The organism is Moritella sp. PE36 (assembly GCF_000170855.1).
Lineage (GTDB): Bacteria > Pseudomonadota > Gammaproteobacteria > Enterobacterales > Moritellaceae > Moritella.
The window spans coordinates 1-24,093 of sequence record NZ_ABCQ01000048.1; the positions used below are offsets into that span (position 1 = coordinate 1).

A 24,093-nucleotide genomic window follows, 5' to 3' on the forward strand; every position below is an offset into this window, starting at 1 on the left:
AACGTAATGATGACGGTATTTGGCTACTGCCTTTGATTGCGTTATTAGCGGCATTTAGTTTTCGCAAACAACTGTTTTTCAGCTTTTTCTTGGTGTTTTTACTGCAACCAGAATCAAGCTATGCGGCGGATACTTCAATTTGGAATAACAGTAACGAAAACGGATCATTGCTGTTTCAAAAGGCAGAATATCAACAAGCAGCAGATACCTTCTCGGATGCTAACTGGCAAGCTAGCGCCCTGTATAAAGCAGGTGAATACCAGCAAGCTATCGATCTGTGGGCTGATGAGACAAGCAGTGATGCCTCGTATAACCAGGGCAATGCCTTCATGCAACTCGGTAATATTGATGAAGCCACGAAAGCTTATGATCAAGCATTAAAACTCGATCCTGAAAATAACGATGCTAAAGGTAACTTAGCACTTGCTAAACAAATGCAGCAGCAACAGAAACAGCAGCAAGGTGACAAAGGCGAAGACAGTCAAAACCAGCAAGACAGTCAAAGCCAACAAGACAGTCAAAGCCAGCAAGACAGTCAAAGCCAGCAAGACAGTCAAAGCCAGCAAGACAGTCAAAGCCAGCAAGACAGTCAAAGCCAGCAAGACAGTCAGAGCCAGCAAGACAGTCAAAGCCAGCAAGACAGTCAAAACCAACAAGACAGTCAAAACCAGCAAGACAGTCAAAGCCAGCAAGACAGTCAGAGCCAACAAGACAGTCAAAGCCAACAAGACAGTCAAAGCCAACAAGACAGTCAAAGCCAACAAGACAGTCAAAGCCAGCAAGACAGTCAAAGCCAGCAAGACAGTCAAAGCCAGCAAGACAGTCAAAGCCAGCAAGACAGTCAAGATAAAGTGGGTGTCGCTGGACAACAAGATCAAACTGATGAAAAGCCTGAAGATGGCAGTGCTCAAGGATTATCAGCAGCGCAACAAACGCCATTAGAAAAAGAACAACAAAAGCGCTTACAAAAATGGCTGCGGAATATCCCTGATGATCCCTCTTTATTATTAAGAAATAAAATGTATATAGAAAGTCAGCAACGTAATGCTGAATCAAATCAGCAAAATAGTTCGGAGCAAATATGGTAAAGGCAGTACAGACACATCGCCGTGGTTATAATTTTTCACTCATGGCGAATATTTTCATCCTTGCAGGCTTACTATTTACGCTCAGTTCTCAGGCAAATGCAGCGCTAAAGATAACAGCATCCGTCAATCAAAACCCCGTAGTGCAAGGGAGCAGCTTTATCCTTGAAATCCGCGCCAATGAGAGTATTAGCGCCAGTGATTGGAATAGCTCAACACTGCTGGCTAATTTTGTCGTAGGCAGAACATCGAGCAATAGTCAAAGCAGTTATTTCAATGGCAAGACCACACATATAACAACCCTGACAACCGTATTAATGGCTCGGAACACAGGTGCTTATACCATACCCGCATTCAAAATTGATGGTGCGACAACACAACCGATTAAAGTAAATGTCATCTCATCGACAACAGCCAATAGCCGCGGTCTAAATAACCGTAACATTGAATTGAAAGTAAATATATCGAATGAAACCATCTATGTGGGTCAGCAGTTTATCTATACAACCACCTTGTATATTGCCCAAAACACCAAGATGCAATCGGGCAACCTTACCGAACCGACAGTGACAGACGGTGTAGTAAAACAAATTGGTAAAGATGAAAACGCCAGTCAAATCATTAACGGTAGACGCTTTGAAACAATCACACGTCAATATGCCATCACCATTAATACCGCTGGAACAACCACCATTTCACCAACTCGGTTTGAAGGCCAAGTAAGTACCGCAAAACGCGGCTATCGTTTTGGGTCTGTTACGCCAGTGATCATCCAAGCTGACACTTTACATTTAAATATTCAAACACAACCCATAGACTACCAAGGCGAATGGTTAGTCAGTGACTTTGTTCAACTCGTTGAAGAGTTGCAACCATTACAAAATAGCTATCAACAAGGTGAGTCAATAACACGCACTATCACACTAACCGTTGCGAACGTAGATAAGTCAGCGCTACCCGATTTAGCCATCAGCTGGCCTAAAACAGCCAAAATCTATCCAGATAAACCGCAATTTACCAACTTTGCACAACAAGGAACTCACTTCTCGCAACAAGTATTAAGTTTTGCCATCATACCCAATCAAATCGGGGAATTAACATTACCAGCGTTATCTATTCCTTGGTTTAATAACAAAACCCAACAACAAGAATGGGCAACACTACCGGCTAAAACAGTGACTATCGTAGCAAGTGAAAACAGTGTTCCAGTTGAAAACAATACTAACAAACAAAATGGTGAAACAAACTCAACGCCATCGCTCGCATCTAATGATCGTGGACAGACAGATATACAAACGTCATCGACAGCAACAACTGAGTCTTCAATATGGCGTTGGTTAACCTTTATTTTTGCTGGGTTGTGGTTATTAACCTGCGTAACTTGGTTTATCTTACGCAGAGGCACTCAACAAATCAGTCACCAGAAAGTAGCTAATACGGCTAAACCTGACAATATCTGGCCACAGTTAGAAACGGCACTTAAGAATAATGATGCTAAGCAAAGTAGTCGACTATTACACGCTTGGTTTAAACAGCAATGGCCCGAAATCAAAGATCCGCACCTAGCTTCACTACCGATGAGTCCAGAATGTCTGCAAACTTGCCAACAACTGTTGACCTGTACTTACGGTAAAAACACTGACGTTGCGAATTGGCAAGGGCAGGCATTATTAGCGCAATTAATCAAATTGAGAAACTCAAAACCAGCAATAACAAAATCGCAACAACCAAGTATTAAAACTCAACTTAATCCATCATAATTTACCCATAAGTACTCGAAATGGCGTCTATAGATGACGCCACTTTCGTTTGTGAAAGTAAAAATACACCAAAAGGCTCGAATTCGAACATCAAACCCCGCGTTTAAAATGCTCGAACATTGAACAACATCGCTAGTATATGAAAATGAAAGATTCAGATGAGCATTCACAACTTTCAACTGAAAGTCCATTTGCGTTAACTGAAAGTTAACAACTTAATCTACAAATTACATACATTTATCTATTACCCGCACTAGATATCCACCTTAAAAAAGCGCAAAATAGGCTCAGTTATCGGATTTAATTATTGCTTTATTAGGGAATTGGAATGTTAATACATAAAACACTTGGTGAGTTCATCGTTGAGAATCAATCTGATTTTCCACATGCAAAAGGTGATTTAACAGCATTATTAAGTTCAATCAAACTTGCTGCTAAAATTGTAAACCGTGAAATCAATAAAGCTGGCTTGGTTGATATTAGAGGTGCAAGTGGCATTGAAAACATCCAAGGCGAAGAACAGCAAAAACTCGATATGTATGCGAACGAAGTATTTAAAAATGCGTTGATTGCACGTGGTGAAGTTTGTGGTATAGCTTCTGAAGAAGAAGATCATTACGTATTTTTTGACAATGAAAATAGCCGTAATGCTAACTATGTAGTGTTAATGGATCCGCTAGATGGTTCATCAAACATTGATGTTAATGTGTCTGTTGGTACAATTTTCTCTATCTACCGACGTATATCTCCTGTTGGCGGTCCAGTATCAATGGAAGACTTCTTACAAGTTGGTCGTAAGCAAGTTGCAGCTGGTTATGTAGTCTATGGCTCATCAACCATGTTGGTATATACAACAGGTAATGGTGTTCATGGTTTCACTTACGATCCATCAATTGGCGTATTCTGCTTATCACATGAAGCAATGACCTTCCCTAAATCTGGTAAAATCTATTCGATCAATGAAGGTAACTACAGCAAGTTCCCACTTGGTGTGAAGAAATACATTAAATATTGCCAAGAAGAAGATGATACGACGAACCGCCCTTATACATCACGTTATATCGGTTCTTTAGTATCTGACTTCCACCGTAACCTGCTTAAAGGTGGCATCTACATTTACCCACAAACAGCACAAGCACCAACGGGCAAACTTCGCTTATTATACGAGTGCAACCCAATGGCTTTCCTTGCAGAACAAGCAGGTGCACTAGCGACAGATGGTTACACACCAATCCTAGATCTTAAGCCTACAGAGTTACACCAACGTGTACCTTTCTTCACCGGTTCTGTAGACATGATGGATACAGCACACCAGTTCATGAAAGAATACAAAGAAGAAGCCTAATTTAAGCCTTTTTAACACCTATTCTTAAGCCACGTCATCTTCTATTCGAGAAGGTGACGTGGCTTTTTTGTTATAAGGGTTTGTATGTATACCCAAGTTACTTGGGTATATTATAAACAACAACATAGTTAAATGTGACAGACGTGACACTTCCTTTAAATTTGTATCAAAAAAGATTGACACCATTATTTGACGTTGATCACAAAAATAAACATTAACTTTGACTTTTCAACTATCAGAATAAGTACTCTAATAAAATTGGAAGCGATAACAATTTAATAACAACACATGCACACTGAAATAAATACATAACTATCAACACGTTAAGATAAACACCCCCGTCAACTATTTTTCCCATTAAACGTCAAGTCTTAATAATCAAACATTACACCTTGTGATTATTGTTAATTACAAAGCACGAACAAGCAGTTACTATTTACTCATACTATCGACAACTGGTCCGACCTGGGCAAACAAAAGGAACCTTGTTTTTCTATTCAGAGATCGACACCAGTAGCGAGTTAACAAAATAAAAATTATAAAAATGAGTAATTAACTATGTCTAAAATTAAAAAAACAACGCTTGCTACCGCCCTACTGCTGGTAACTGCACAATCTTCTGCTGCTGGTTTCCAAGTAAGCGAACATTCAGCATCTGGTCTTGGACGAGCTTTTGCTGGTGAAGCAGCCGTTGCTGATAACGCATCTGTACTTGCACGTAACCCAGCTGCAATGTCACGTTTCGATAAAGCTGAAATTTCAGTTGTTGGCTCTTACATAGCACCAACCGCAGATATTAAAGGTGTTAATGACCCAACGCCATACAACGATGCTTCACGCCTAGATTCAAACGACGTCATTAACGATGCTTTTGTTCCAGCATTTTATTATGTTCAGCCGATTAATAGCAAAGTAGCTATAGGTCTGGCTATGTTTTCAGGTTACGGCATGGTATCGGAGCATGAAGATGACTACGCTGTAGGCGCAGGTGCTGGTACAACCGACCTTCTAACGTTCAATATCAACCCAAGTGTCTCTTTTAAAGCTACTGATGAATTGAGCTTAGGTTTAGGGCTTAGCGCTGTCTATGCAAAAGCAACACTAGAAAGAAATTTAGGTGATTTGTCGTCAACTTTAGGCGGTTCAGCCGACAGCCAGTTATTCCTTCTTGAAGGCGATGCTTGGGGTTACGGCTGGAACGTTGGCGCACTATATGAATTTAGCGAAAATAACCGCATTGGTTTAGCGTACCGTTCACAAGTTGATATCGAGTTTGAAGGTGACTTCACTGGTGTTACCAGTGGTGGTAACAAAATTCAAACGACCTTAGAAATTCCGTTACCCGCTACCGTTGAAATTTCTGGTTACCATAAAGTAACGCCGAAAATTGCATTAACTTATAGTGCATTGTGGACGCAATGGAGTAAGTTTACTGAATTAGAAGCTAACAGTAGCGAATGTACTGTCACAGCAACCCCAACGGAATGTTTCAAAAAAGAAGAGCATTACGATGACAACATACGTTACGCTGTCGGTGCTGAATATTATGTTGGTAACACAACGTTACGTGCAGGTTTCGCCTTTGATGAGCAAGCGGGTGAAACGACACTGAGTATCCCTGATACAGATCGTTACTGGTACACTATGGGTGCAACTTACGAACTAGATCAAACCTTAAGTTTTGACTTCGCACTAGCTTATATCTTTACGAAAGAACTTGAATTCACTGAATACGGTTATACTTTCGCAGGTCAAGGTGATGCAATCATTGCTTCAGCTCAAGTAAACTATCGTTTCTAAGTTTATTTATCTAAGTAAGATAATGAATTAAATACAGTAATAAAATAGCGCCACAAGGCGCTATTTCTATTTTCGACTAACCTTAAAATAAGGCATCATTTTAAGGGAATAAATATGAGAAAAACCTGTAGTCGTGATTCGCCTATCGTCTACCTAAGTGCTCTTCTTAGCCTAATCGCCTATTCCAGCCCTGTAACTTACGCAGCATCCTACCAATCTTCAACAACCTCAGCCATCGAACTCGGTACTGCTGGCGCAGGCAGCGCTGCTGATACAACTAACCTAGCTAACATAGCTGTAAACCCAGCGATAACAGCAGCATTTTCATATCCCGCTATGGCCATTGCAGCTATTTTCGTAAAATCAGAGAAAGACATACACGGTGAATATTATTCTGGTGGTGATCCAGGTGCTTTAGATAACTCAAGTATCGGAGATAACTACGTTGTCCCCTCAGGTTATTTCGCATTTCCCATTAATCATAAATGGTCATTTGGGCTTGCTACGTTTTCTAATTATAACGTACGTAACAATTATGATAGTGAATACCCTGCTGGGATCCTCACAGGACAACGTTCCTTATTCACGTATGAAATAAACCCCAATATCGCGGTTAAATTAACAGACAAGCTTTATCTTGGCATAGGAGTCAGTGCTATTTATGGTAACTATCAACTAGCGACTAATTATGGTGCTCAAAACCCAAACAACCCAAGTCAAATATATCAAGACTTTAACGGTTCAGGACTCGGCTTTCGATATAGTATTGGCGGGCTATATAAAATAAATAAACACCATCAATTCGGTTTATCTTATCGAACAGCAACGGAGATTGAAACAGAAGGCGACTTCACCACGCTGGCGAAGAATAATGATCTCGAATTCCAAGATACCACAACACTTTCGATGGCAGTACCAAGTGAACTAACGCTATCAGGCTTCCATCAGCTGGATCCGCGATTAGCAGTACAGTATTCTCTCGCTTGGTATGGTTGGGAGAATCTAGATTACATTTCAGTATCACATCCAGACTGCCCTGCTAATCTCGACTTTAATTTACCGCAAGGGCAATGTTTAATTGAATCTGTTACTGCAGAAGATAGCTGGAAAATTGCATTTGCAGTCAGCTACAAATTAAGCGATGTGATTTTACTGCGCAGTGGTGCGTCAACAGAAAAAGCAACTGAAAGCGCAACCTTCGCAATACCATATGATAAGAAAACAAACTTCAGTTTTGGATTAACTTATTATGCGAGTCGCACATTAAGTTTCGATATAGGCCTTACCTATGCGAGATACGATACAACGCGAATTAAAGATACGATTGGCCTTGATGACTTCGATGTAAGCACAGAAGGCAATAGCACTATGCTTGGATTACAACTAAATTATCAATTGATTGATTAATAATTTGATTGATTAACCAAACCAAAATAGAGTGCTAGCTCTTATTAATTATGCCTTAAAATACGGTTAATACTATTATCACTAAAACACATTAGATTACATTAGTACTTAAAAACCACTTAAAACAAAGCCACTTACCAATAGTAAACACTAACTTCAAACGGTTATTCACATTTGAATAGTGTTACTAATTACATACCTCTTGTCCTCACATAAACATCTCGCTAAATCCCTATAATAGGTCCAACTCAGCTAGCAGCGTGTATAAACACGTTCGAGTAAAACTGTAATTAACATGGATGTATTTACATTATACCAAGCACAATAAATAGATAATCATTCTTTCTGGTTAAAACAGACACTAACTACGTTGTTAATTTTGAAATTAGAATAACTAGTTACGGCAATTAACGCCTTGTTATTGTCAATTTTTCCAGCGAAATAATAGATCACTTATTTAGTGAGCTTGGTATTCAATTATTTATATAAGACAGGGATTAGTCATGAAAAAAACCTATTCGTTCAAACAAAATGTGTTCAAAATAAGTGTAATATCGAAGGCGGTAGTTAAAGCAATGGTAACCGCAACAATTATGGCTAGCGCACAAGCATCTGCTGCTGGATTCCAAGTTAACGTGCAATCTGCATCAGCACTCGGTAATGCCAATGCTGGTTTTGCTGCCAATACTGAAAATGCCGCAGTGATAGCAACCAACCCTGCAGCCGCAGCATCGTTTGACAAATTTGCCTTTTCATTTGGCGGTGCTTATGTAGAGCCCACGGTTGAGACGACTGGAAATAATGCACCTCTTGACCCTTACTATGCAAATTTTAACGCTGGATTTGGTACTAACTATAGTGGACCAACTGAGTCAGATTATGACGTTGAAAATTCTGTGAATTCATCAACTATCCCTTCTGTTTATGCAGTAATTCCAGTTGGTAGTAAACTAGCCATCGGTTTAGCTGGATATACTAATTATGGAACTAATACCGAATTTCCTGATGATTATGCAGCGGGTTTACTCGGCGGATCAACTAAATTAACCACCTTCAACTTAAATCCAAGTTTAGCGCTTAAATTAGGCAGTAAACTACGCCTTGGCGTCGGTGCTCAAATCGTTTATGGTTCAGCAGAATTAGAGCGAAACCTTGGTGATGGCGCCGCATTAGGTGCGATGAGTGGTATCAAGGCCTATGCTCAAACAGGTGCTTCTCCGGCTGAAATTGGTGGCGCTATTGCAGCAAAAAATACGTTATTGTCAGGACAAGCTGCTGGCGCTCAAGCATTCACACTTGAAGGTGATGACATCGGTTTTGGTTGGAATGCAGGTCTTTTACTTGATCTAAACGAAAACCATAAAATGGGCGTTAGCTATCGCTCACAAGTGGACCTAGAGTTTGAAGGTGACTATTCAAAAAGAGCTAATAATGGAGTAACGATAAATACTGGTAACGGTACATTAGACTTATCATTACCCGCTATAGCAGAACTAGGTGGCTTTCACCGTTTTGGTAATTTAGCACTACAATACGGTGTAGTTTGGACTGAATGGAGTAGCTTCAGCGGTCTAACAGGTGTGTCCGCTGAAGACAATAAAGTGTTATTCGAAAAAACTTATAACTACGAAGATAACATTCGCTATTCAGCCGGTCTATCATATTACCTAGGAAACAAAGTGATATTACGTGCGGGTTATGCATTAGATGAAAGTGCCGGTGACACAACGATTAGTATTCCAGACTCTGAGCGCCAGTGGTATACAGCAGGTCTAACATTTAAAGTCAGCAAAACGCTTTCTGTTGATCTAGCAGCGGCCTATATCGTTGGTAAAGAAACATCATTTACTGAAACTGATACGAATACTGGTTTAACGTATGCTTTCACTAATAAAGCTGAAGCTGTAGTCGCTTCAGCGCAGGTTAACTTAGTTTTCTAATAACTAAATCCAAGCCACTTCAAGAAAATTATTTTGGGCTGTCATCAAAACAGGTGATAGTCCCTTACTACTCCATAAATCCCACGAATATTCGTTTATAACGCGATATTAAGTTCAACAATAGACCAGCGCCCACCTTCAAAGTAAAAGTGTTGAGCACAGTGATAGTCAATCTTATGCGGTGGTTTACCTAACATGTTCCAATTCGCCGCACTGGCATAAATTGCACGGATAATACCTTTATGACTAACACAACCAATGCGCTGCTCTACATTCGCAATATCCAAGGCTTCAACCCAAGCACTGACCCGCTCAGCAACCAAACGTGGCGACTCACCACCTGCTGGCCGTAAATCTAACCCCAATGCTTCTTGTTTAGCAAAATCAATCGGATCTTGGGAGCTTAATTGTTGCAAGGTTTTACCTTCCCAGTCCCCCCAGTTCATTTCAATCAATGCAGCTTCAACCTGTGAATTGACACCAAGTAACTCCGCAGTTTGTTGAGCTCTTAATAATGGACTGTTAAACCATCGCAGAGATAACAAATTTGAAGGTAATTGATAAGCGCTAATTTGTAATTTTCCAGCTTCATTCAATGGAATATCAGTCCGACCTTGCAAACGCTTCTCACAATTCCACTGCGTTTGCCCATGGCGAATAAAATATACATGGATCATAACGACTCCAGTTTATTTGTTATGGCATCTTGGACAGCCTGATTAAGCAGCTGTGCACTAGCCGCAATTGAATGATGCAGCGTAACGTAATGCTTTGCTGCTTGCTGCATAACTTTTAACTGTGCAGGAGCATTCAGTAACTCGTCAATTATTGCTGACATTGCCTGAGCATTATACGCATCAACTAGAATGCCTGTGACGTTATGTTTCACGATTGAGCTGACACCGCCCTGATCACCGGCTACGATCGCCACACCTGCTTGCTGTGCTTCTAAAAAGATCATGCCAAGGGCTTCATTTATCGCTGGCCAAACAAGTAATTCAAAATGCGGTAATAGCTGTCGAATTTGGCTGTTTTCAAGAGCCCCAGCAAACTTGACTTGTTGGTGTCTAGCAAAAAGAGTTCGAACTTCTGTTTGCATCACGCCATCACCAATAATCAATAACTGGTAAGGCTGTTGTAATGAATCTACTACGGCGCTTAGCTGCTGATAAGAATGATACTTATCGCCACTTCGCATCATTGCTATGGTGACAAGCCAAGGTAAATCACTATCAAGATCATATTTTTCTGCAAGGTCTTTTCGGGTTAAAACACCCATAGCTTGCGTACTATGTTCAATGCTTTTTTTAGAGCTATTTACAGACTCATTTTTAGCACGAACTACAAAAATCTCGTCATTATTGGCTGGTAGATCGTCGATAAAAGTATTAAGGGACATCAGTGGAGAAGGACTTTGTTGACGCTGGGAATAAAACTCGGTCAATGCGACTTTATCTATAGGGTTAATACAAATAACTTTACTCGCCAGTTTTAACCCAATAGCCACTTGCTGGTGATACTGCGCCCAACCACCGTGAGCGCGTTTCTCGGCCCATGATGCTTCAGCGACAATGTAAGGAATATTCAGCGTCTGACAAATGATTGGGCCAATTAAATCGGGTGCTTTGTAATACAAATGATAACTAAACCAAACTTGCGGACTAAAACCTTGTTTTTGCCAACGTCGCATGATCCTTGTGGCTTCTTTTTTAGCAAGAGCTATAAGACGCTGCTGGCGCTGACTATCACCCTTTTTATCAAAAGTGCGTAACTGACTAGCCAGTTCAACATGATAACCGCCCTGCTCCAACGCTTGTATAAATAAACGCGCGATTTTACGATCACCCGATGGCGTTTGATGTAAAGGCGATTTAAGCGGCGCATAAAATGCGATGCCTGTTTTTACACTTGTATCAGTCACGGCTATCAAACAGTTTTTCTAATTGGTCGATACCAATTTTCACATCAAAGCGTCGATGAAGCTGCTTTTGGCCCTCAACACCGAGACGTTCACGCTTCTCACCATCTCGTAATAAATCATCTAATGCCGATGCTAATTGATCAACATTATTCGACTCAACGAGTACGCCATTTTCACCGCTATCAATCAGCTCTGGAATGCCCGAAATATCCGTTGCCAGACAACATACAGACTGGCTTTGTGCTTCCATCAATACATTCGGCAACCCATCTCTGTCACCATCAGCAACAATCTTACTCGCCAGTACAAATAAATCACTTTCACGGTAAGCTTCAAGTACAGTTAATTGTGGTTGCGCGCCTTGCCATTCAATGTGTTTATCAATACCAAGTTCTTGCGCCTGCTGGCGTAAACTTTTCAGAATGCCACCACCGCCAATATGCGTTAACTGCCAATGTAAATCTTTTGGTAATTTAGCTAACGCGTTCAGTAAATCATCGTAGCCTTTCTTCGGTACGGCTCGACCGACACTGATAATTTTAACCGGGTTATCTGCAGAACTGCCATTTACATCCGCGCGCGAGACTCGGTCAACATGTTGAAAGCGAGTAAAGTCTAAACCGTGATAAACCAAATGAACCTTGCTTGGATCTTCAGCAAGGGATTGTAAATACTCATGGTTCGCAGCAGTACAAGTAGATAACCATTGTAACTCAGACAGTTTCTCGGCAAGATCCCACTTTTCTGATGTCCAAATATCTTTAGCATGCGCAGAGCACGACCAAGGCAAATCATTCAATAATGAAGCATAGCGCGTCACCGATGCTGGTGTATGTAAAAAATGCGCATACATTTGTTCAATACCGTCAGGCATTTCGGCAGCAAGTACAATACCTTGACCAAAACGGCGAACCCGTCCACGACTAGTATCACGTTTAATATCTTGAATAAATTGCTTAACCACTTTGGTTAATGAATAGCGTTTGACGACATGAAAACACGCTTTTAATACCCTTAATGGCTCAACATGTAAGTATTCAGGTAAATATAATACATCAGCTTCAATCTGCTGATGTATGGGATGGGTGCTGGTATCTGTCGGATGACGTAAGGAGACTAAGGTAATATCAAACCCACGTAACTCTAATGCACGTATTTCTTGGGCGATAAATGTTTCAGACAGGCGTGGGTAGCCTTTAAGTACTAATGCTATTTTCTTCACTACAGACTGGCCTTAAAATTTTATAATTAACACGATAACGAGACGTCACACAGCTATACATATGTAGGTTGAGTATTATTTTAGCAAGTTGCTAATTTCTTGCAGTAGCCCATTCAATAAGAAGTTTCGCACTTTGCGTCGCGCCTTGATTATCAATTTTAACTGTCTCTGCAGGACTGGCTAATGCTTTATTAATCGCAGTTTTTAATGTCTCGGTACTCAATTCGTCATTCTTAACGAATTGCAGTACTTTCGCTTCGGCCAAGACTTCACTTCGCGCTAACTGCTCAGTTTCGCCTTCACCTTCAAACGGTATGACCACCGCAGGAACCGCAGTCAATAACAGGTCCATGACCGTGTTATAACCCGCTCTTGAAATTGACACATAAGCATTGCTCAGCTCTCTTAAGAAATCATCTGCAAGGTCAACAACTTGTAAATTAGACTGTTGCTGCGCTTTAAAATAAGCTTTATCAGCGCTGTCCATGTTTGGGCCTGTGATCAGTAACCACTTTTTATCTGCCGCAAAACCACTGTTATACAGCGCCATCACTGCAACTAAAATATCCTTACCGATACTGCCGCCGCCGACAGACACAACAATCGTATCCCGTGTTTTCTGCGACGTATCACCATTTTCCATGGTCGGACATACATAACCAGAATAACTGATTTTATCGGCGATCATACCGGCGACAGGGAAGCTTCTTTCTAATGGATAAAAGTTTTCATCGCCATGCACTAATACATGTTGGTAATAAGTTTGCACTAAATTGACGTACTCTTGTTCTCTTACCGTTGAACGGCGCTGCAAAATATCGCGAATAGAAGAAACTAGGACGGGAGGATTCGATTGTGATTTAGCCCAGTCAAGTAAAGGTAATAGTTCAAAACGCATTTGTCGACGGCCAAAGGGATACGTCTCGGTAACAATTAAATCAGGTTGCAAGGTCTCACAAAGGGCTAATAGAGCCTGTGTGCGCTCTTTTTTATCATCATCACTAACTGGGGTGTTATCTGCTTTAACTAAACCGCTAAAGCCTGAATCCGCACTTTTCACTGCCATTAACTGATGCATAGTCGCATCACCAAAAGACATGCTCGGAACCGGCATTCCACCGAAAATAACATCGACATGCGCACCTTGTTCACATAATGCTTGCACAATAAGCGAAGAGCGACGAACGTGACCAATACCTAATAAATATTGCACATAATACATAATACGCGGTGCTGACATATATGGTCCTTGCGATAAAAACAAATTAAAAAATAAAACTGAATGCCGTTATTTTGCTACCAACTCACCAAATCGACGCGTAAGAAAATCTAAACCGTTCAGTAGTTTATCAAGTTTATGTTTACTCGGCTTATCTTGCTGTAGTAGTTTTATAATACCGTCAACCATGGTCTCTGCTAAACGTTCTGAATCCAAATCGAGCATAGATAGCAAACCTACTTCGGCGGCATTACGAGCTCGAATAAGCTGCTCTTCACGTGGTTGTGTACGTGGTAGGATCAACGCTGGTTTATCAAACGACAGTATTTCACAAAAAGTATTGTAGCCACCCATAGCAATCACAGCCTCAGCCTCAAACATTAAATGCTCAAGGTGATTACTGAATGTGATCGCATCAACATGAGGTAGCAATTCCGCTCGATTCAGAAACTCATTGCGCTCAGCTGTTGGCATAAATGGACCAAGCACAAATAATGCAGGCATCAGTGTTGGGCTACTCTCATAAGCACGGAGAACCCAATCAATCATCTCAACGCCATCGCCACCACCACCGGGGGTAACCAAAATATAAGGTCTGTCGGGAATGTTAATGGATTCAATATCCACTTGCTTCGGTAACTGTCTTGGTAGATAACCCGTAAACAACGTTTTATCTGTCACAATTTGCTTAACATCCAATCCTTGTAATGGATTAGACACCTCAGCGGGGCCATAAACCCAAAGTTCATCATAAAGATTTTCAAGTAATGGCATCACATTTTTCTTCTGCCATTCCTTTTTTAATAACTCAGGAGAGTCCATCACATCGCGTAAACCGAGAATGCATTTGGTATCAGTATCTTTGAAATAGGCTAACGTACTAATGACTTCATCTTTCAATCCGCCCGGTTCTTTATCGACAAGAAAAATATCCGGTTTGAAGACTTTAGAAGTATTCAGAATGATGGATTCACGTAATGCTAAGGTATCAGCGAGATCGATAAGCAAACCGAGTGAGGTATATTCGCCATTATGAAGTTTGATCACACCCGGTATACGAATGAAGTCTACACGGGCTTTAAAATCAAAACGGCCAATAATTGGCGAGCCGGTAATAATTAATACAGATAAGCCCTTGTATCGGTCAACAAGCGCATGGGCAATGGTTCTGCAGCGGCGCAAATGTCCAAGACCGAAAGAGTCATGACTGTAGATAAGCAAACGGCTATTATTTAATTTACTGCGCACTCTAACTCTCTTTCACTAAATACAACGATGGCGGATAAGGTTATCAAAAAAGCGAAGCCTAAGATACCGCACCGCTCACTTAACACCCCATTAATTTGATTAAAAATAAACTGCAAATTAATTATAATCTGAGTCTATTTTGTCGTTCTTTTTAATCTCGGCAGAAACGGTTAATGCCGCAGCCGCACCCAATTTTTCAGCAAGTTCTTCATTTTTTTCAATCGCATCCTGTACGTCGACCTTACCGTCGCGCTCGGTTAACACATGCACAGAGCGATGGGCAAACTCAATGCCATTGTCTTTTAATGATTCTTGTACCAGTCTAAATGCTTCTCGACGAATAACCCATTGCTCACCTGGTACACAGGTAAATTTCATGCGGAAAATAAGCGCAGATTCTTCGACTCTCGTCACCCCTTGTGATTTCAGCGGCAATAGGAAATGTTGTCCGTATTCTGGATGTAGTAGCATTTTCTGGCCAACTTTTTTAATCAGCTTACGTACTTTTTCAACATCGGTTCGATAATCTAAGCGGAACTCTAATTTTTTGGTGATCCAATCACGTGATAAGTTTCGTACCGTCGCAATTTCGCTAAAAGGAATAGTCTGCACAGCACCAAGATGATGCCGTAATGTGATAGAACGAATAGAGATCCGCTCTACAGTACCGCGTAAACTCGCCGCTTCAATATACTCGCCACGACGAAAGGCATCATCGAGTAAAAAGAATATGCCAGAAATAACATCTTGCACTAATTTTTGAGCGCCAAAACCAACCGCGATACCGACGATACCCGCACCAGCCAATAACGGTGCGATTTCAACACCCACAATACTTAGTACCATAAGTAGTACACAGGAGAGCAAAAACACCGATAAAAACGAACGAACTAAAGGGAGTAAAGTTTCAGAACGAGAAGCTCCGGCCCCGCCCCCCTCACCTTCTAATGTTGACGTACCATTGTTATTGTCACAAACCATGTCATAAGGTAAATGACGTTCAATAGCAGACTGGATGATTTCCCAAATCGCATAACCGGCAATGATAACAACAATAATATCCACCAACATTTCAATGAACCCGCCAAGGCTATTGGTGATTGTTTCCCAAGCGTTATAATTAAAACTGGCATCGAGATGATGAAGAATAAAAGCAACAAATATGACTCTAAGTGCGATAATCACCCGGTTAATAAATTTATCACAACGTTTATCATAAGAGTGACTTTGTAGCCAAGTGATACGTTTTAACTGAGTTAGCGAGACAAAGATCAGCCTGTCTACGATAGGAAAAGTAAAGGTTAACCACCAGATAGGCGTAAAGTTTTTCGCTTGCTCATAGTAGCCTAAGAACTCGTACATAGCCCAAAATCCCCAAGCGATAAATAACCAAATGGTAAAAATTGTCGTCCAAGTTTGACGTAGAAAGCGCGTAAACGCTGAGCTCGTTTCTTTCGCATCGGTGAACATAGCTTCAATGGTTTTACGGTTAAACCAAATAAAGGCAATAGATAAGATATTTAAGATCATGCCTGTCGCAGGAATAATTAATGCAAATAATATAGTGTCTAGCGAGAACAACACGAGGATACGCCAAAACGTAGTAATAATAAGGTAAATCGCCATAAAGCTAAGAATCGACCAATACAGACGATTTGCAGATTCGCAATCTAATTTAAACAATCGATTACCTTTGGCATTAGGCGCAAAAATAAGTCTAAGTAAAATCTTTAATGCTCGTATTTTTACAACAAGTCCAAGTGCGTGTAGGCTTAATAAACGGAAAGGGTCGGTTTCACTGTAATTATAGATAGCAATCAGCGCTGCGGTAACGGCAAAAATAACGATGCCCACATACTGAAAAAAGCCGCGCATTAATAAGTAATCAAGATTATCCCTAAAGCTACTGTCCTTCTCTTCAGCGACCCGCTCTGAAAAAGCATTGGTTTTGATGCTCGTAACCCGCTCAACGATAAATCCACATACCAGCATTAATACCAAAATAGTAAACAACGATAGGAAACGCTCAATACCTTGCCCATCAGTTAAATCATTGATCAGTTTTTCTTTATGCTTTGGCCAATGTTCTAGACTGTTTAATAGCTCATTTTTCCGACTTTGTGCATCTTTCAAAAATATAAACCGAGCCATGTCAGAGTTTTTGTACATGTATTCGTTATCAGAATCATCTAAAACACCGGTTTCACTGGTATAAGCAACCTGGTTCGCTTGAATTTGTGCTACTGGGCTTGGCTGTTTGAAAATATCGCTACCATGCGCTTGCGCAACATTTGCACTACTTAGCATCAACAGCATATAAATAAATATTGTCGCTGCAACAGTGCGACTAAAAACGCTTGAGAGAATACGCTGGGGCATAGTAATAACCAATTATTGATTGATAAGAATAACTATAGTATCAAAACTTTATGATCTAGCAATACTACAAAAAACCACTATTACCAAATTTAGCGTTTGCACTATGCTAACTAAGATTAATGATTCATAGAAAGTAGTTAAGATAATAGGATCGCTTTAAAATACGAAATCACCACCAACCTCTAATTTTTGACTAATAAGTAACAACTTTAATAAAAATCAAGTAAACTAGTGTAATAATTAAGTAAATTATCGTTATTTTTATAATTTACAATGAAAACAACTAAGACTTACAACAACTTAACATTTGCAATACAAAGACGTAAACATTTTCAGTCTGCCTAATTCTACCGTTACTGGTATTTAGGGAACTCTTGCATCAATTATAATTAAAGGAATTAACAGTGAAAATTAAACTTCTAGCGGTAGCCGTTGCCGGTATCTTACTATCAGGCTGTAACGATGATAACGGTCCACTTAACTCTACAGCTGTACAGGCATTTGATCCTGCAGTAATGAACATGACAGCTAAAGCAGTTTGTGCTGACGGTACAACTGAAACAAGTAAAACAGATTACTACGGTAACGCTAAATTTTTCGAGCGTACACTACAAGTTTCACCTGAAACATGTTCATTTACTTTTATCGGCGGTGCTGACGCTGTTGACGTATCCAATGGTAAATCAATGGACGGTGTTACTTACACTATCCCTGTAGGTCTAGCTCAAGCTGGAGCTCCAATTACAGCATCACCACTAACAACGCTTATTGCGAAAGAATTAAACGGTGCAGAATACTCAGAAGCGACAGCAACGACGGTATTAACTTCATTAGGTTTAGGCTCATTACTTAACAATGGTGTTTCTGTAACTGAATTATTATCTAATACAGAAGCAGTATTAGAAAAATTGACTACAGCGGGTTCATCTGATGCGGGTAAGCTTGCTGCAACAACTGCTGTATTATCTGATGTGTTAACAGCAGATCCAACTGCAAGTGCAGAAGCTCTAACGACGACTGCCTCTACATTATCTGTAAATGTAATAGCAGCCAACCCTAAATACCCTGCAGGTGGATTAGATGGTACGGGGGCCGATATTTTCGTTACATTTGATGAAGATATTGTTAAAGCCTATGTTGAAGCTGTCAATACAGGAAGTGCATTACCAACTGTACCTGTAGCAACAACACCACCGGCAGTGGTACAACCTAAACCGACCGTTACTGGCGCGACAGGCGTGACTGGTAGTAAGAGTCCTTCTTAAGAATAAACACTAATAAAAATTTAAGGCTCCTATTTAGGAGCCTTTTTTCTTACTTTCAAACATAGAGACAGGTATGTCTATTATAAAAACAACATTATTGACCAGTGTAACGCTTGCAGCATCTTGGTCAGCCCTCGCTAACGTGGATAATTTACTTTCAGCGCAAAGCTTCACCGGTGCGTTATTAACCCCAAATGCGCAAGTTATCGATTACGGTGACTTCTCATTACTATATGGCCAAGGCGTACCTTTTCAAAATCACATCGCCGACTTAGATAATCTATTCTTCGCAGCAGGCTTTGCACCGGGTTTTGAAGCTGGCGGTCGTATCGTTACCCAAACCTATTCATGCAATTTGTACACTGAACCAGGTTGTGGCATACGAGATCTTTCAGCATCAGCTAAATTCCAATTACCTTTCGTATATGATTATGCCGGTTTCAATGTTGCTATTGGTGGTCAAGATATTGGTGGCGCAGCAAACAACTTTGCCACCTACTACGCTGTAGCAGATTATGAGTTTGACGCCATACCAGTGCGCTTTAGTGCTGGTTATGGTAAATCAGATATGACGATGGGCATCATGGATGGCCCTTTTGGCTCGATTGAATTACAACCGCTGCCTTTCGTGCAGCTTGTCGGTGAGTATGACTCAACAGAATTTAACGGCGCGATAAAAGTATTTACCCCAGAAGACTTATTACCATACGGCGCTCAGGTTGCACTACAGTACCAAGTTTACACGGGTCATGAGTCAACAAACGCGAATAAAGAAAATGAAAACATGTGGGCACTAAATGCCAGCATGCCTTTTATGAATTATAACTTCACCCAAGCAAATGCTTACGCTAAAGACAAAACCTTAGCGCTAAGTGATACCATCCACATAGCACAGGCGAAAAGTGCATCAGCCAGCCTAACAGAGCTTAAAAAAGCATTGGTAGACGAAGGCTTTATTAACGTGCAGCTGGGCAGTAAAGATGCAAAAATAATGGTGTCTTTAGAAAACCGTCGTTATAACCACAACCAAATGGATGGTGTTGGTGTCGCACTCGGTATCATTAGTAGCCACCTAGGCACTGATATCTATAACGACTTAGGCATTGAAGCAGGCAATGAAGAGTTTGAGCTATTCACCCTAGTTAATGATTTACCTATGATGCGTGTGAACGCTTCAGCAGTGTGTTATCGAGAATTTGTTAAAACAGGTGAACCTTGTGCTGATCTTAAATTTTCGACGTACATGTTAACTGAAACCATCAAAGAAGGTAATTGGCTAGAGCATAATAATGAATCCGGCTTTGGTCGCACTCAAGTTATCTTAGCACCCGCACTACAGCATAGTGTTGCGACAGAGTTCGGTGTACTTGATTATTCGCTAGCACTTGCTACTAACGTATATACAACGTTATGGACAGGTGCAGCAGTTGATATTCGCCACCTATTACCGGTTGCAAACAGTGACGATTTTGACGATGGCGAGCTTTGGGGTGATAACAATTACGAAAGCGAAATAGATCGCATCTTAATCCATCAAGCACTCCGTCTACCATTTGATGTAACTAACCAATTTTCTGTTGGTGTAATTGCTGCTGATTATCAAGGCTTCATAAATGAAACTAACTGGACATCACCTGAAGGCCGACATAGTTTTAATTTCCAAATCAGTCAGTTTTCATATACTGAAGAACGTAATAACAGTGGCGTTTATATGGAAGACCGAGATACGACTCTTTCAACTTATACCTTGTCTGTACCCGAATTTAACTGGCAAGGTTCTGTCGAAAGTGGTAACTATTGGGGTGGTGATTCTGGCTACAAAATCACATCCACACACTGGTTAGGTGATGCAAAGCTAGAAGCAACATATCAATCTACAACAGCTGTAAACGCTGATGAAGCAGAGGAGTTTATCTCGTTAAGTGTTTCAATACCGTTGACATTATGGCGTGATATGAAACCTGGCTATGTGCAGTTACGTGGTACAGAACAATTTACGTATGCACTACAGACTCGAATTGGTAAGTCCCATAACAACTTAAATACTGGTATGGGTGCATCAATCAATCTACAGCATAGCTTAGCGCGTCAGTATTATAATGATGGCAGAATGTCGCCAGGCTATTTTGAAGCAAATGTATTTAGATTGCGTAATGCTTATTTAAAATATTTAACGTTATAAGTAGTTAAATACAGCTATTAATTACAAACTGTGTACTACCTCGTCAAAGGTGGTACACAGTTTCCTCACTTCGAGATAAAACTTAATAACGCATTTCAATAACTGATGTGTCTATGCTTATGACTACCATCCATTAAGGTATGTCACTATGAGTAATTATTGTCTAGCACACATACAAACTCCACTATTACTATCAATTCTTTTCTTCATATCCCCATCTCAAGCTAAGCCATCACCCCATGAAATCGATCTAATCCAATTAGTAAAACAAGGAAAATCAACATTTACGTTGACCCCATTCCAACCAATAAAAATCAATCAAAATCAGACGGCTAATAACTGGAAGGTAATGCTTGGCAGAAAGGATTTCAAGCAAGTTAGATTCATTTACTTTAATAACAATGTGCAGAATTCAATGCTGTTCACTACATTTGGTAAGTATGAAATAACAATAATATCGCAAAGCATGGAAGGTTATAAGAATATTATACGTTACTCAATTGTGGCCAATGTACAATAACAAGCAGGCGTTTCTATGCTAGTGTCAAAAGGTATTGTTACTAAACTGATGATTACATCTGTGTTAGCAACTATCGGTATATTTTATTATAATCAAACGCCCTATTGCGGCATCGTATTTGACTCTGCACGCAGAGATATATTAAAAACCCTTTCTCTCGATACCGTCGAACAACTACTAGATAAACGCAGTCTGACATTTCCTGCTTTATGCCAAATGCCAATCTCCAAATTAAAGCGATCATTAACCAAATTAGCCATGCCGAAACCCGATAACCCAGGCGAAGCCAAAGCATTTCGTCATCTGCAAAGACTAAGTCAGGATAACGAAATAAATATTGGTCAATTACAAAAAGTTCAAGCACAAATGCGTAATTTTCGTCGCCAAAATTATGCAGATGCAGGCATTAATGCGATGTCATGGCAAGCTTTAGGCCCCGGTAACGTAGGAGGGCGAATTCGTTCTATCACGTTTGATCCTGATAATTCAGCGCATATTTATGTAGGTTCGGTATCAGGTGGTATTTGGTCAAGTCAAAATAGTGGCAATAATTGGCAGCCTCTTGATGATTTCATGGCGAATCTTTCAGTAAGCAGCCTCATTTTTGATGCAAATGATCACAATGTAATGTACGCAGGCACAGGGGAAGGCATTTTTAATATGGACCAAATCCGTGGACTGGGCATCTTCAAATCAAATAATAAAGGTCAAACATGGAGCTCAGTGCTTTCAACGCAAAATAACACCGACTTTTACTGGGTTAATCGACTAACGAGTCGCCGTAATAATTCTGCTGTTATTGCTGCAACTCATACCGGTATTTTCACTTCTAATGATGGCGGATTAAATTGGAATAACAGCTATCTGGGCAGAAGTAATGATGTAGACGTTAACCCCGATGATGATAACAAGCTTATTGCCGGCACTTGGGGCGGGCTACTGTACTCTCAAGATGGCGGTTTAAACTGGTCATTAGCACAAGGGCTTAGTCATATCAATAATGTACGTATAGAAACCGCCTACGCGTACTCTAATGCAAATATAGTCTTTGCATCGGTTGATTATAACTCAGGTGAATTATGGAAAAGTACCGATGGCGGACAATCATATCAGCTTATCAATACTGGCTTGTCCTATCTAGGTGTGCAAGGTTGGTATGACAATGCATTATGGGTAGATCCGTTAAATGAAAACCATATCATCGTCGGTGGTATTGACCTATGGCGTAGTATTGATGGTGGTATCAGTTTTAATAAAATAAGTACCTGGTGGCAAGCACCACGATCTGCACACGCGGACCATCACTTTATTATTCATCATCCCGATTATGACGGAGTCAATAATCAGCGTTTATTCTTTGCCAATGACGGTGGCATTTATGAAACCCCTGATATTTCACTCGCTAAAGGTAGTACAGGCTGGAAAGAGCTAAATAATAACTTATCCATAACCCAATTCTATAGCGTTGCAGTAAGTCACCACGGTAAGCTTATCGGCGGAACTCAGGACAATGGCACTTTAGTCTATACTGGTGACAGTGAAAACTGGACCGATACCTATGGTGGTGATGGCGGCTTCTCTGCTGCTGACCCAGTAGACGATAATTATTTATATGGTGAGTATGTTTATTTACGTCTTCATCGCAGCAGCAACGGCGGTATTAGTTCAGAGAGTATTTATACAAATGATATGATCAATGATAGTCCTAATTTCATAGCGCCTTTTATTCTCGACCCCAACAATCCTGATCGAATGCTTGCAGGATCACGTCAGCTCTGGTTAAGCGCTGATATTAAAGCCGTAACACCTACCTGGAGAAGTATTAAGCCGATAACAGCAAATCAATCACCTATTAGTGCTATCGCTATTCCGACAAGTGATAGTAATATCATCTATATTGGTCATAATGATGGTTCCATTTTTAAAACCAATAATGCAATGGCAGAGCAGCCTGAATGGAATAATATTAGTGGAGCTAACTTACCACAACGATATTTAACACGCATTACCGTCAACCCTGTGAATAAGAATATTTTGTTCGTATCCTTTGGTGGATACGAAGACGATAATTTATGGCAATCCACTGATGGCGGAATAAGTTGGAATAACAGTACAGGTCTGGAATCAGGATCATTACCGCCAGCACCTATTCGAGCGATAGCCATACACCCCATCGAACACAATCACATATATATTGGCAACGAAGTAGGGATATTTACCAGCCATGATAATGGTGACAGTTGGAGTTTAGAGCATCATGGTCCAGCGAATGTATCAATAGATGAATTAACTTGGGGTGATAACTCAATGCTTTATGCGGCTACACATGGACGAGGTGTTTTTAGTGCTAACACAAACTTAACGATCCCGAATGCTTTTTATTTTCCTGATAAATTAGATGTCGCCCTAAACAGCATAATAGAAAGTGAAGAGAAAGTCATAAGAGGATTAGCAGAAAATACCCCCATCACTATCGTTAATGGTGAATATTCAAAAAATTGCACAGGTGGTTACACTAATACGAATGGCTATATAAATAATGGTGATACGCTCTGTTTAAAGCATACCAGTGCTAATGAATACGGAGTAAAAGTGATAACTGAGTTGAAACTAGGAACGCTACTATTTACATTTCAATCACAGACGGTAATAAATAATGCTTCTGATGTTTCAGCCAATAAAAACGGCGGAAGCCTTGGCATTATATCATTGATACTGTTTACGATAACATTAGTTTTAAAAACAAAAAACCCAGTCAATTGACTGGGTTTCATTGGTGTGTTTATTCAACTAATCAAGT

At 40.4% G+C, this 24,093-nt stretch carries 15 protein-coding genes; 9 read left to right on the forward strand and 6 right to left on the reverse strand.

Annotation, left to right across the window (positions count from 1 at the left end; all coding sequences use genetic code 11):
• From PE36_RS18880 to PE36_RS18905, 6 genes are all read left to right on the forward strand, one after another.
• On the forward strand, window positions 1-1,088 hold a 1,088-nt coding region (locus PE36_RS18880), incomplete at its 5' end, for a tetratricopeptide repeat protein (RefSeq protein ID WP_006033670.1).
• Entirely contained in the window at window positions 1,082-2,845 is a 1,764-nt protein-coding gene (locus PE36_RS18885; RefSeq protein ID WP_006033671.1) for a BatD family protein, read from the forward strand. The genes PE36_RS18880 and PE36_RS18885, both read left to right, overlap by 7 nt.
• A 328-nt stretch (window positions 2,846-3,173) precedes the next feature.
• Window positions 3,174-4,190, forward strand: a complete 1,017-nt coding sequence (fbp, locus tag PE36_RS18890; RefSeq protein ID WP_006033673.1) for a class 1 fructose-bisphosphatase — start codon at window positions 3,174-3,176, stop codon at window positions 4,188-4,190.
• A 558-nt stretch (window positions 4,191-4,748) separates the two neighbouring features.
• On the forward strand, window positions 4,749-5,990 hold the full coding sequence (locus tag PE36_RS18895) for an outer membrane protein transport protein (protein WP_006033674.1): 1,242 nt from the start codon (window positions 4,749-4,751) through the stop codon (window positions 5,988-5,990).
• 114 nt (window positions 5,991-6,104) lie between these two features.
• Window positions 6,105-7,397, forward strand: coding sequence for an OmpP1/FadL family transporter (locus PE36_RS18900; RefSeq protein WP_043994820.1), 1,293 nt, complete (start codon window positions 6,105-6,107; stop codon window positions 7,395-7,397).
• A gap of 503 nt (window positions 7,398-7,900) precedes the next feature.
• Entirely contained in the window at window positions 7,901-9,337 is a 1,437-nt protein-coding gene (locus PE36_RS18905) for an OmpP1/FadL family transporter (protein WP_006033677.1), read from the forward strand.
• A 95-nt stretch (window positions 9,338-9,432) separates the two neighbouring features.
• Here the strand turns inward: PE36_RS18905 and PE36_RS18910 are convergent, their stop codons facing one another.
• The 6 genes from PE36_RS18910 to PE36_RS18935 form a co-directional block, all read right to left on the reverse strand.
• Window positions 9,433-10,014, reverse strand: coding sequence for a histidine phosphatase family protein (locus PE36_RS18910; RefSeq protein ID WP_006033678.1), 582 nt, complete (start codon window positions 10,012-10,014; stop codon window positions 9,433-9,435).
• Window positions 10,011-11,258 (reverse strand): glycosyltransferase family 4 protein, encoded by a 1,248-nt coding sequence (locus PE36_RS18915; RefSeq protein ID WP_006033679.1) that lies wholly within the window; start codon window positions 11,256-11,258, stop codon window positions 10,011-10,013. Before PE36_RS18915 ends, PE36_RS18910 begins: the two co-directional genes overlap by 4 nt.
• Window positions 11,251-12,480 (reverse strand): glycosyltransferase family 4 protein, encoded by a 1,230-nt coding sequence (locus tag PE36_RS18920; RefSeq protein ID WP_006033680.1) that lies wholly within the window; start codon window positions 12,478-12,480, stop codon window positions 11,251-11,253. Before PE36_RS18920 ends, PE36_RS18915 begins: the two co-directional genes overlap by 8 nt.
• A 91-nt stretch (window positions 12,481-12,571) precedes the next feature.
• Entirely contained in the window at window positions 12,572-13,720 is a 1,149-nt protein-coding gene (locus PE36_RS18925) for a glycosyltransferase family protein (RefSeq protein WP_006033681.1), read from the reverse strand.
• Window positions 13,721-13,768: 48 nt separating this feature from the next.
• Window positions 13,769-14,947, reverse strand: a complete 1,179-nt coding sequence (locus PE36_RS18930) for a glycosyltransferase family protein (protein WP_006033682.1) — start codon at window positions 14,945-14,947, stop codon at window positions 13,769-13,771.
• 117 nt (window positions 14,948-15,064) lie between these two features.
• Complete coding sequence (locus tag PE36_RS18935) at window positions 15,065-17,326, reverse strand: mechanosensitive ion channel family protein (RefSeq protein ID WP_006033683.1); 2,262 nt, start codon at window positions 17,324-17,326, stop codon at window positions 15,065-15,067.
• Window positions 17,327-17,730: 404 nt separating this feature from the next.
• Between PE36_RS18935 and PE36_RS18940 the strand changes: the two genes are divergently transcribed.
• The 3 genes from PE36_RS18940 (at window position 17,731) to PE36_RS18955 (ending at window position 24,056) form a co-directional block, all read left to right on the forward strand.
• Window positions 17,731-18,591: a hypothetical protein gene (locus PE36_RS18940; protein ID WP_006033684.1), complete on the forward strand. Its 861-nt coding sequence runs from the start codon at window positions 17,731-17,733 to the stop codon at window positions 18,589-18,591.
• Between the two features lie 73 nt (window positions 18,592-18,664).
• Complete coding sequence (locus PE36_RS18945; RefSeq protein ID WP_006033685.1) at window positions 18,665-20,773, forward strand: YjbH domain-containing protein; 2,109 nt, start codon at window positions 18,665-18,667, stop codon at window positions 20,771-20,773.
• A gap of 535 nt (window positions 20,774-21,308) precedes the next feature.
• Window positions 21,309-24,056 carry a hypothetical protein gene (locus PE36_RS18955; protein ID WP_006033687.1) on the forward strand — a complete coding sequence of 916 codons (2,748 nt, stop codon included), beginning with the start codon at window positions 21,309-21,311 and terminating at the stop codon, window positions 24,054-24,056.
• Window positions 24,057-24,093: the final 37 nt, after the last annotated feature.